This window comes from Sulfurimonas sp. (assembly GCF_028694895.1).
GTDB lineage: Bacteria > Campylobacterota > Campylobacteria > Campylobacterales > Sulfurimonadaceae > Sulfurimonas.
The window spans coordinates 1-10,426 of record NZ_JAQVKA010000054.1; the positions used below are offsets into that span (position 1 = coordinate 1).

General features: G+C 36.6%; 10 protein-coding genes. 2 read left to right on the forward strand and 8 right to left on the reverse strand.

Annotation, left to right across the window (positions count from 1 at the left end):
- Positions 1-409: hypothetical protein (locus PHI38_RS07040; protein ID WP_299854334.1), on the reverse strand; the 409-nt coding region annotated here is incomplete at its 3' end.
- Positions 410-766: 357 nt separating this feature from the next.
- Here PHI38_RS07040 and PHI38_RS07045 point away from each other — a divergent pair.
- Both PHI38_RS07045 and PHI38_RS07050 read left to right on the forward strand, forming a co-directional pair.
- Complete coding sequence (locus PHI38_RS07045; RefSeq protein ID WP_299854337.1) at positions 767-3,772, forward strand: DEAD/DEAH box helicase; 3,006 nt, start codon at positions 767-769, stop codon at positions 3,770-3,772.
- 18 nt (positions 3,773-3,790) lie between these two features.
- Complete coding sequence (locus PHI38_RS07050) at positions 3,791-4,027, forward strand: hypothetical protein (protein WP_299854340.1); 237 nt, start codon at positions 3,791-3,793, stop codon at positions 4,025-4,027.
- Between the two features lie 50 nt (positions 4,028-4,077).
- Here the strand turns inward: PHI38_RS07050 and PHI38_RS07055 are convergent, their stop codons facing one another.
- The 7 genes from PHI38_RS07055 to PHI38_RS07085 form a co-directional block, all read right to left on the reverse strand.
- Complete coding sequence (locus tag PHI38_RS07055; RefSeq protein ID WP_299854343.1) at positions 4,078-6,102, reverse strand: DEAD/DEAH box helicase; 2,025 nt, start codon at positions 6,100-6,102, stop codon at positions 4,078-4,080.
- 438 nt (positions 6,103-6,540) lie between these two features.
- Positions 6,541-7,989: a hypothetical protein gene (locus PHI38_RS07060; RefSeq protein ID WP_299854346.1), complete on the reverse strand. Its 1,449-nt coding sequence runs from the start codon at positions 7,987-7,989 to the stop codon at positions 6,541-6,543.
- A gap of 10 nt (positions 7,990-7,999) precedes the next feature.
- Entirely contained in the window at positions 8,000-8,167 is a 168-nt protein-coding gene (locus PHI38_RS07065; protein ID WP_299854349.1) for a hypothetical protein, read from the reverse strand.
- Complete coding sequence (locus PHI38_RS07070) at positions 8,164-8,334, reverse strand: hypothetical protein (protein WP_299854352.1); 171 nt, start codon at positions 8,332-8,334, stop codon at positions 8,164-8,166. Before PHI38_RS07070 ends, PHI38_RS07065 begins: the two co-directional genes overlap by 4 nt.
- Entirely contained in the window at positions 8,331-8,633 is a 303-nt protein-coding gene (locus tag PHI38_RS07075) for a hypothetical protein (RefSeq protein ID WP_299854355.1), read from the reverse strand. Before PHI38_RS07075 ends, PHI38_RS07070 begins: the two co-directional genes overlap by 4 nt.
- A 122-nt stretch (positions 8,634-8,755) precedes the next feature.
- Positions 8,756-8,956, reverse strand: coding sequence for a hypothetical protein (locus PHI38_RS07080; RefSeq protein WP_299854357.1), 201 nt, complete (start codon positions 8,954-8,956; stop codon positions 8,756-8,758).
- A gap of 92 nt (positions 8,957-9,048) precedes the next feature.
- Positions 9,049-9,306 (reverse strand): hypothetical protein, encoded by a 258-nt coding sequence (locus PHI38_RS07085; protein WP_299854360.1) that lies wholly within the window; start codon positions 9,304-9,306, stop codon positions 9,049-9,051.
- Between the last annotated feature and the right edge of the window lie 1,120 nt (positions 9,307-10,426).

A 10,426-nucleotide genomic window follows, 5' to 3' on the forward strand; every position in this document is an offset into this window, starting at 1 on the left:
CAACATATTTATATTGAGGTTGAAGTTTTAATTGATGGGTGCAGCTCTTTGGATATGCTAAAGAGCCGATAGTAGGTCTATTCCCAACTTTCCATTTGTGAGTTAAACTTTTCCATCCTTCCAGATGATACCCCATATCATTAGTGATAAACTCAAAGTCGATTTTATGCTCCTTGCATAAAGGAATTATTACATCATTTATGTATTGATATGTAAAATCATGCTCATTACCCGTATCTGCCATTAACACCAATAAATCATTTGGCGCGAATTTAGCTCTAAACTCTTTATCATAAATGATTTTAAACAAAATAGTTGTGCTATCCTGCCCCCCGCCATACGAGAGAACCGTAAGTTGCTTCGTGTCTAAAAAATCAGCTATTGTTGATTGAACGGGTATGATTGACATATTAAAACCTTTATCCAAAATTACTTTTAAATTTCCATATCATAAACCATTTTGGATATTAAGTCAAGAAATATTGCCAATTTATACAATTAATTAGTAAAACAATAGTAATTTTGGATTATTTTCGTACTAATATTATCCGTTTTGGACGATGAAGAAACGGGGTAGATTTTTTCATATTGCTGTTTGAAAGCCACCGTGCTTATTTCTATTTATATCCATTAATACATATTTTATGACTAATATGTAAGATTTTGTTAACAAATTAACAAACTTAGTAACAATTTAATCCTTTTATCTTGACTTAGTGATTATTTTGTTATACGATAACGATATAAATGATTAAAAGGTAATAGCATGGAGATTTCCAAATCAAAATTATTGCAAAAGCTAAACATCAAAAAAGATGTTTTTAACAACATGATTAAGCTCTTTGACAAAAGCATAAATCAGGAATCTTTCTCACCGGCAGAAGTAAAACTTTTCTTGTCCTATCTCGCTTCCACAAACATAATCAAAGGATGTGTTATTAGTGACGAAGATTATTCTATTGCTGAGAATGATGTAAAAGAGAGGGAGAATATAGCGGATCTTTCAAAAAAAAGAAGAGTTGAAAAACAGCAGATTGAAGCTAACAGCCAAAAAATCACATGCAGGCCTCATCAAGACACCGCCGTCGATGATATATATAGCGAGTTAATAACTACAAGCAAATGTCAATACATTTCTCCATGCGGTACAGGGAAAACATTAGTCTCTCAAAAAGTCACAGAAAAGATGCTTTCAGACATGCTAAGTTCTATCACTGTAGTCATTCTTCCATCGTTAGATCTTCTATCACAATTTCACCGTTCATGGTATTTGACCACAAGCATACGAGCACATCTAAGCCCGTTTGTCTTGTGCAGTGATGATGAGATAATCAACGGTGACGGGATCAGCAATAAAAGCAACTATTCTTCTATAAAAAAAGGTTGTTTTACAGAGGATCTTAAAAACTATATAGTGCATGGGGATATAGACCACAAGTTGATTTTCTCAACATATCAGTCGGTACATCTATTAAGCGAAGTTACGAATGAACTTGGTATTGTTATAGACATAGGCATATTTGATGAAGCACATAAAACCACAGGGGAGTTTAATAAATCTTTCTCTTATGCTCTATACGACCATAATATTAGAATATCAAAGAGACTCTTCATGACCGCATCTCAGAAGATAAATCCATATAGCTCAAACACACTAACTATGGATAACGAGCTTGTCTATGGAAAAGTAGCGCATAGGCTGTCGATGAGAAAAGCGATAGAAGATGGGATTATCAGAGACTATCAGATAGTAATAGTGACCGTCGATAAAGATTTAATGGATGCCGAGGATAGAAATAAAAACGAATATAGGCAGCATCTTATTGTGGCTTCGTTGGCAAAAGTAATACAAGAAAAAAACATAAAAAACGGGATACTGTTTCAAAAGACAATACAAGATTCAAAATCCTTTGTAGATTTTGCGATAGACTCCGGGCATCTGCCCACATTCAAAATAAAGCATGTGGACGGTACAATGAAGACGAGCGAGAGAAAAAGACATATACATCTTTTGTCGAGCAAAGAACCAGCTATCCTTTCTAATTCCAAACTTTTAAGTGAAGGTATTGACACACCGTCGCTGGATATGGTAGGTTTCATGAACCCAACAAAATCTATGGTTGATATAATTCAGAGGCTTGGAAGAGCTCAAAGAAAAAAAGACTCTGAAGACAACAGAAAAGGGTACTTGTTTTTACCTCTGTTTATAGGTTCCGATACCGATTTTGATGATACAGACTCGGGAGATATGGAAAACTGGAGATACATAATAGATATTTTATCCGTATTAAGGGAAGTTGATGGCAAGGTAAAAGCAGGCATAGACAATTTTAAAAAGGACGGCATCTTTCCTAATGATATTGTTGAAGTTATATTTGATGATGAAAACAAAAAGATAGAATATAATGACCTTATCATAGAAAAACTGGCAAGCAGTGTTAAGGTATCCTACCACGAGGAACTAAATACTAATTGGAGTAGTAGGTATAACGAATTAAAAGCCTTTATGAAAGAACGCGGCAGAATGCCGAAGAGAATAAAAGAGGAGATGGCCTTATCTGAATGGTGCAGCACCCAAAGAGACAAAAAGAGAAACGGGACAATAGCCGAAGAAAGAAAGAATCTCTTGGATGACATCTCCTTCTCATGGAATAGATTTGAGGATGCGTGGGAAGAGAATTTTAACAATTTAGTGGATTTTAGAAATATAAACGGCTGTGATCCTAAAGGTGACGGTACCGGCAAAGAGATTTCAAAAGAAGAATGTAAAACTGCCAAATGGCTGAGTCATCAAAAAATAGCGTATAGAAACGGCACGTTAAGGGAGGATCGATATGAGTTACTAAAGCCTTTGGTAGAGAATTGGGATTTAAGAAACGATGTTATATGGGAAGAGAATTTTAAAAAGTTTCAAGCATTTTTAGAAGAAAATAAACGCTTCCCTACAGACAAAGAAGGCGAAGAAAGATGGATTTATAGATGGGTTAACAAACAGAAAGTGACCTTTGAGTCTGGTAATCTTAAATCTGAATACACACAAAGACTTAGTGCAGTCTATCCCGATTGGCTATTGACGGGCAAAGAACGATTATGGAAGGAGCAATATTTAAAATCAGAAACATTCTTAAAAGAAAAACAAAAAATCCCACTAACTACATCAGACGACAAGACCGAAGCAAGCGCTGGGCGTTGGCTCTTACAACAAAAGAAGCTTTATGCCTCTTCACAACTTACCACATGGCAGATAGAGATGGTCTTGAGTCTTGTAGAAGAGTATAATCTCGAGGAAGAATTTGCGACTATAAAAACATCAAAGACAATAGATAAGATAAGTTTTAAATACAGTGGTGTTGAGGATTGGATTGATGCAAGGGACTATGAAAAGAGAGCCGGTATTGTAAAGTTTAGCATATCTAAGATTTTGCAGGCTTGCAAAAATAATGGTATTGATATTGACCTTATTTCTAAAAAAGACGGCAATATTATATATGTAAACTATCAATATGGGCTGGAAGCAAAAGCGGCGCATGATGAGATAATTAGTTATCTTCAAGACATGCAGCAAAAAGGTGTTGATTATAATTTATTAGCCAAGGAGCTTAATGCTTCAGTCGGAACCATTTACAGGTTTTTTACTCGCACTCTTTATAGCGGTTGTAAGTCTAAAAACGTGCTAATATATCTAAGTATGTCTAAATTGGCGTTAAGTATATATAATCATTTGAAAAACACCCAAAATGTAAGTAGTGCAATTAATGATATAATCAAGTAAACGATAAAGAGAGTGTAAATGAATCTTGTGGATTTCACAATAAAAACTTTAGGCATCGGAACAGTGAGGGAATTATCAAAACTTTGCAAAGTGTCCGAAAAAACGATTACAGGGTGGAAAAAAAACTTGCCCCCAAATGGAGAAGTGCTTTTAAATCTGTTCCTTGAAAATTACGCTTTAAAAAAAGAAGTTGAGAAATCAAAAGCTTTTAAAAAGTCCCTAAGAGAATACATGGCTGACGTGGATGAAAAGTAGGTCTTCCTCTTTTGTTGAATAAGAGAGTGGATGACCCCCCCGAAAGGAGGTTAGTTTTTATCTGCTTGTTTGATAGCAAGGACCCATTCTTTAAGAACGAGATCTTCTTGTGGCAGATTTGCAATCCCGTCTATATCACCAACGATAATAAAAAACGACTCGGCTCTTGTCGTAGCGACGTTGAGCAGTTTAGCCGTGTTTGAATTAAAATCGCCGTTGTATGTTGCTGGAATGGCAAAGTTGTTGGATTCAGAAGGAGAAAATGTAAGATCATAAATTATTATGTCTTTTTCTTTTCCTTGAAAAGTGTGCACCGTTCCTGCCTGAATATCCGCATCAGGATAAGCTTGGCGCAGATTCTCAAACGAGCCGTTTATCAGTTCGGCTTGCTTTTTGTAAGGAGTTATCACTCCAATACTTCTTCGCCCTCTCTCAAGAGCTTTAGTTGCTTGCTCAATTACGATTTTCATATTTCCATAATTAACGTATGAGCTTTCCGAAGGAACCATCTTTGAAGTACTTCGTCTGATAAAGAGCGAATCTTTCCCATCATTCTCTTTGCCACTTTTCAATAGCCCCCCATAAAATAAGCTTGAAGACAAGCTTGTAATGTGTGGGTGATTTCTAAAATTAGTATCAAGAAAAGCCGTATTTTTCACCTCAACGCCATTGAAAATATCCTCAACCCCGTATACAGTAAAAATGCTTTTTTGCAACTCTACTGTTTTAGAAATAGGAGGAAGCTGACGCGGGTCTCCAACAAAAACTATTTTAGAAGCCAAGGCTAACTCGACTGCTTTGTTTTGTGCATGGTATAAACCTTTGTGCTCTTTGTAGCTAATACTAGAAAGTGCTTTTTTTGACAGTGGTTGTGTAGCAGCTATAAGAAGTGGCACGAGCGCCATAGACGCCTCATCAACGATAATCATATCGTATTCTTGAGATTGTATCTTCTGGTTTAACGCTGCATTTACAAGAGTCGCTCCCGTTACCATTGCTTTTTCAAAAACATTATTAGTCTTAAGTACATCAATTTGCTTATTCAGCTCATTTATGCGCTCCTGAACTTTCATCAAAGCCGTTTCTGCTTCAAAAGCTTCGGCTGCCAAAGATGTAAATCTCTTGTTTCTAAGAGTCTTATCATCAAGAGCATCTTTTAGCTTTTTGCTTAGAGATGTTTTTTCATCTTCGCATGAAAGAACCTTTTTGGAAAGACGTGCTTTTTCGTCCTCAAGTTCTTCAACTTTTTTGCCAGCAAATAACTCTGCAACACTTTGGAGCAATTTATTCCCGGAAAGGGCTTTGATTCTTATTTCTACGCCACTTATCTCGCCATTGATTTTTTTAAGTTGTTGGTCAATAGTGTTGATGTCGCGCTGTAAATTGTTTGCTAGAGTGTCTGCCGCTTCTTTAGCCACCTTAAGGGATGTTAGCTCAGGCTGAGCATCTCTTTTGGTTTTGAGCATCTCACCTTTAGCCATCTGCAAAATATCGAGTTCATCCTGAATTGGTTGAAGTGCTCTTTGCTTTACGGATTCCGGAGAATAAGCTTTTAATGATTCCACCCCTGTTTTAATAGTTAAAACAATTTGGTCATCATTTAGACCCATCTCTTCCGGTGTAATGCGTTCGAAAACATTTTCTACGGCATTGTTCGTCGGAGATAATACCAATACCCTTCTTCTTGCTTTGATTGCTTCTTGAAGTATTTTAGTAATCACGGTTGTTTTACCAGTTCCAGGAGGACCAACTATAAAAGCTGGCTCCTCGCTCAACTCTTCTTGTTTTAAAGAGTCTCTTACAGCCTTAAGTAAAGCAGAATCATCTTTAGAAAGAAACGCGCTAATTGTTTCTTCGTCTGATTCTAACTCTACCGTCAGCACCTTTTCACTCCACTCTAGTGCAATCGCTTGATTAGAGAGAGTATTTGAGTTTAAAATATAGTCACCTTCAATTTTAAAAGGAAGATGCCCTTTATAAATCCCGTCAGCTGTTTTTGTTAAATTAACATGCACTGGCTTGACGTTTTTTATAGATGCTTCAATCTCAGCATCAAGCATTTGCATGATACTCATCTTAAGCCTCTTTAGGGACTTTATCCCGTTGAACAAAAGATGATGTTGTTTTCGTTAACATTTTTTCTCCTTGTAGTGTAATCAACACAAGGAGCATAGATATCCCCATAGGGATAAAATAAGCTCCCTATGAGGATAAGAGTAAGATTGCCAATCTCAAAGTTTTTTAGTAAGACAAGTTGGCTGGACTTGAATTTTTAAAATTTATAAGTTATAATTTGGATAAGTTTAGTCTTGTGGATAAAGACAGCAAGAGGTGCAACTCTTACCGCCTAGTATGCCTTATAGCTAATATACTTTCGTAGTGATTAGCATTAGCAATACAATCCAATGCAAAACTTGCCTATCCATGATTCCGCTCTCCTTTCTAGTCGTTTTTACGACTTAGGTTTATGCCTACTCGCCTTGTCAAAGGGAGGGCAGAATACAAACTACAACTTACATTACAGAAATCTTTTTAACCTTTACGTGCTTGATTAAAAATTCTTCCATAGTTTCAATAGGGATAATCTTTTTTGCAATATGCTTACGCACATTATTTAAATCACCCCACTCTTTATTCCAGGTGCATACCTCAGCATTTACCCCTGCTCTAGCACACTTATGAAGCTCTCCATCATGAATAGATTCATAAAATTGAACCCCACTCGTTTTGAGCTCCTCTTTGTATTTGTTAGCAGCTATTAAACCTTCCCTGTTGCGAAGAAATGTTTTCTCTTCAAAAAGGTCTTTTTTAATGGAAATGTATCCGTAGACACCTTTTTGCCCTGCTTCATCAGGATCTAGCATAAATCTAAGGGTTTGACCGCTTAGATATCCCAATTGATCCTCTTTAAGATTTCCAGCACCAGGGGAAGAGATAAAAATAACCTTGTGACCATTAATCTCCTCCGGTGCGCAATGCGAATCGGGGCCGCCTTCTACAACACATTTTATAGCTTTCGCTTGTATAAATGCGTTTGTGAAGCCGTATGGCAAAGTGTTGTATATGTCATTTGCTGACATTTGAATCTCTTTTAGATGAGACTCAACCATCCACTTCTCAGGATGTGTCGGTCTAAACATAAAACCTGTTACCAAGTTTGTTTGATAAACGTGAAATGACGGGTATACAACAACGCCGCCATTTTTTATATAATGAAGCTTGAAACAATACGGCTTAGTATGCTCTGCGTCATTCAGTACTCTAACCTCTACGAGATCTTCTAACAGGTACTTGCCTGATAAATAGCTCTTAAGCTCTTCAAACTTCTCAACTGGGATATAACCCAGTCGCTTAATATCTTCGCGACTAGGATCAATCTCCCTATTTTTAAAATAATCAAGTTTAGCGCCCTGCTCTTGCTTCAATGAGAAAAGATAGATATCTGTATAGATAAGCATCAATCTTGCTTTATATGGCAAGGTTGCGTACATATCATAGCCTTTATCCGTATCCGATTCTTTTGTGGCTTGGGCATTAAACTTTTTATAAGACATCTCAAATTTTTCTTGAGACATCTCTACTACAGGAACGCTTACTTTTTGGGAAAAAGATTTTTTCTCTTTTTCCCAATCTTGACGCTCGTTTTCGCTAGGGATGTAATCAGGATTTGGCATTTTCTTAACATTAAATGCTTCAGAAATCCACCTTAGTCCTTCAACAAAGTCCCCGCCTTTGTAATACTTTGCTACATCTACGGCACTCGACGCATGAAAGCCACAATCGCTGCAAGTGCAGGTATTGTTACCAAAAACGTTTGTTGTCGGTTTTACTTTTTTCTTATGTGTCAGGTGCTTGTAGCGCCCTTGACGTATATCCCAAAGTCCTGTAGCAAGCATCACTTCACCGATATCTAGTGCCTTTAGTGTTTCAAGGTCATCAATGTATTTAAAGTTGCTGCTCATCGCTACTCCTTTAAAACATATATCGGCGTTGTAACTCGCCACTTTGGTCGATAACCGTCTCAATTATCCCAGCTACACAAACCACCTCTTCTTTATTACTCGTAGGGATTTGGGCCATGATAGCCTCGTTTCGTTCGCGCTGCTTTTTTTCAGCAGCCTTTTCAACTATTTTTATCATTTGCCCCTCCTTGTAGTAAATTCTCTTGCGAGTAGAACCGGTGATATGATAAGCACTAGGATTTGTTTTTTAAATCCAACTCTTTTAAAGGTTTCACTGCTTGAAGCGATTGCCAGCCCATTTAATAAGGCTGCTGCTAGATATAAGATTATGAAGATTTCTATCATTCTGCATCCTCTTCTTTCTTCCAGCATGTTACTAACTCTGCGCAGTTAAGACCTTGCTTTGTTACAACAACCGTTATCCCATACGCGGGATGCGTATACTTTACTGGTTTTCCAAAAGTTGCTATTTTTTCGATAGCTTTTTCTATTGTTCTTTCCAGTTGTGGGATATCTTCGTCAGTAAAACGTTGGATATATCTCTCTTGGAAATGGAAAGTCGCTTTTAGCATACATCTCATTTTCATTTTAGAGCTAAGATGCATCGTTGCATCTTTTATGATTTGTGTGATTGCCTGGATCATTGTATCCTCCTCAAGCATTGAAGAGGATATGCCTATCCCATAGGGAATAAGTATATCCCCTGTGGGTAAGCTCTGATGAGCAACTAATATCTAACCGTCTGGATGGTTAGATTTCTATTCGTTTAAACTAAACTATCAGCAAGCTCTTCAAACTGCTTTATGTTGTGGATGCTGTTTGCAGCAGCTTCAACGCGAGTAAAAACTTCATATTCTTTACTTTTGTTTTTCTCTACTACTTTTAAAAGTCTATTTTCTTGACTTTTGTTGGCAACCGCAACTTTAAACAATCTTCCGTTTTTTGTTTCTAGTGTATAAATTTTCATAATAAGCCTTTCTTTGGCTAATGATAAGACATAGGAGTACCCCAACGGAGTATTCCATGCCTGAGACATGAAAACTCCGTTAGGAGTTAAACTTAATTTGTTACTTGTTCTATTGCCATCTCGATAGCATCTTTTGGAGTACCTTCACAGAGTCCACCGTCATATTCGACTGCATCCTCATCGGTTTCAAACTCATAAGTATCATAAAGGTTATACATATAATTCATATATTCCTCTCCTCTTATATTTTCATCACCTTGATCGGTTTCCAAAATAGCGACTGTAGTGCCATTGTGTTTAAACACTACTTCGCCCTGCTCTTCGAGCTGTTTTGCTAAAGTGTTAAGCATCTTTAAACTCCTCGTATGTACTTAAAACATTTTTTATGTATTTCATAATAAGTTCCTCCTACGTCAGAACTAAATTAGGCATAGGAGTCTCCTTACGGGGTCCTGCACCTAAAAGGTGAAAACTCCGCTTGGAGTAAACTAAATTCGACAATAAAAATCCCTCCGAAGTGAATCGGCTTTTAAAGAGTTGTTATGCTGTTTAAATTGGGAGAGTTATTGTTGTTTGAGTCTTACCAAAACAAAATTGCAAAGCCAAAAGCTAATACAGATAATATGTTTTATGTGAGAATAAAAGAGAGAGCCACTCTCTATGAGGTTAAGACAAACGGGCTAGTGTTTGAATTTTTTTTGCTAGTTACCTAACATTTGGATAATGTGTTCTTTTTTTTGATCTTCGTCATGATATTTTTGAATGACCGCAAAAAGAACTGCAACAGTAGCCAATTTAGATAAGTTGGCTTGGTCCAAATAACACAAGCCGCTTATGCGGAGTGTGTGTTGTCATTTTTCTTGTGCTTTTTTTGCATTGCACCGTAAAGCAGTCCTATTGCTAGTAACAATAAGATTGTTGCTTTTACCTCTTCCATGACATCTCCTTCTTTTTGATTTTATATTGTATTATTTTTTATAGTTATAGTCAATCATAGCAATAAACGAGATTACTGCCACGAAAGAATACACTATTGTCGTATACAGGCTTGTTGAAACAACTAAAGCCACAATACTGCTTGCAAATACACCCATAGACAGATTTGTCATAAAATGATAATCATAATAAGAGTGTCTTGCTCTTACCAAAAATCTCAGAATTGGAATCTTATGTTTATAATAAATAAACTTCAAAATATCCAAAGACATCGATGCTAGTAAAAACACTAACCAAAAAGGAGATAATAATATAAAAAGTAATAATAGCATTTTCGTCCTCCTAGAACTAAATTAGGCATAGGAGTCTCCTTACGGAGTCCTACACCTAAAAAGGTGAAAACTCCGCTTGGAGTAAACTAAATTTGACAATAAAAATCCCTCTGAACTTAATCAGTGTTTTAAAGAGTTGTTATGCTGTTTAAATTGGGAGAGTTATTGTTAAAGAGAACATAAATACCCTAGGCGGGTAATT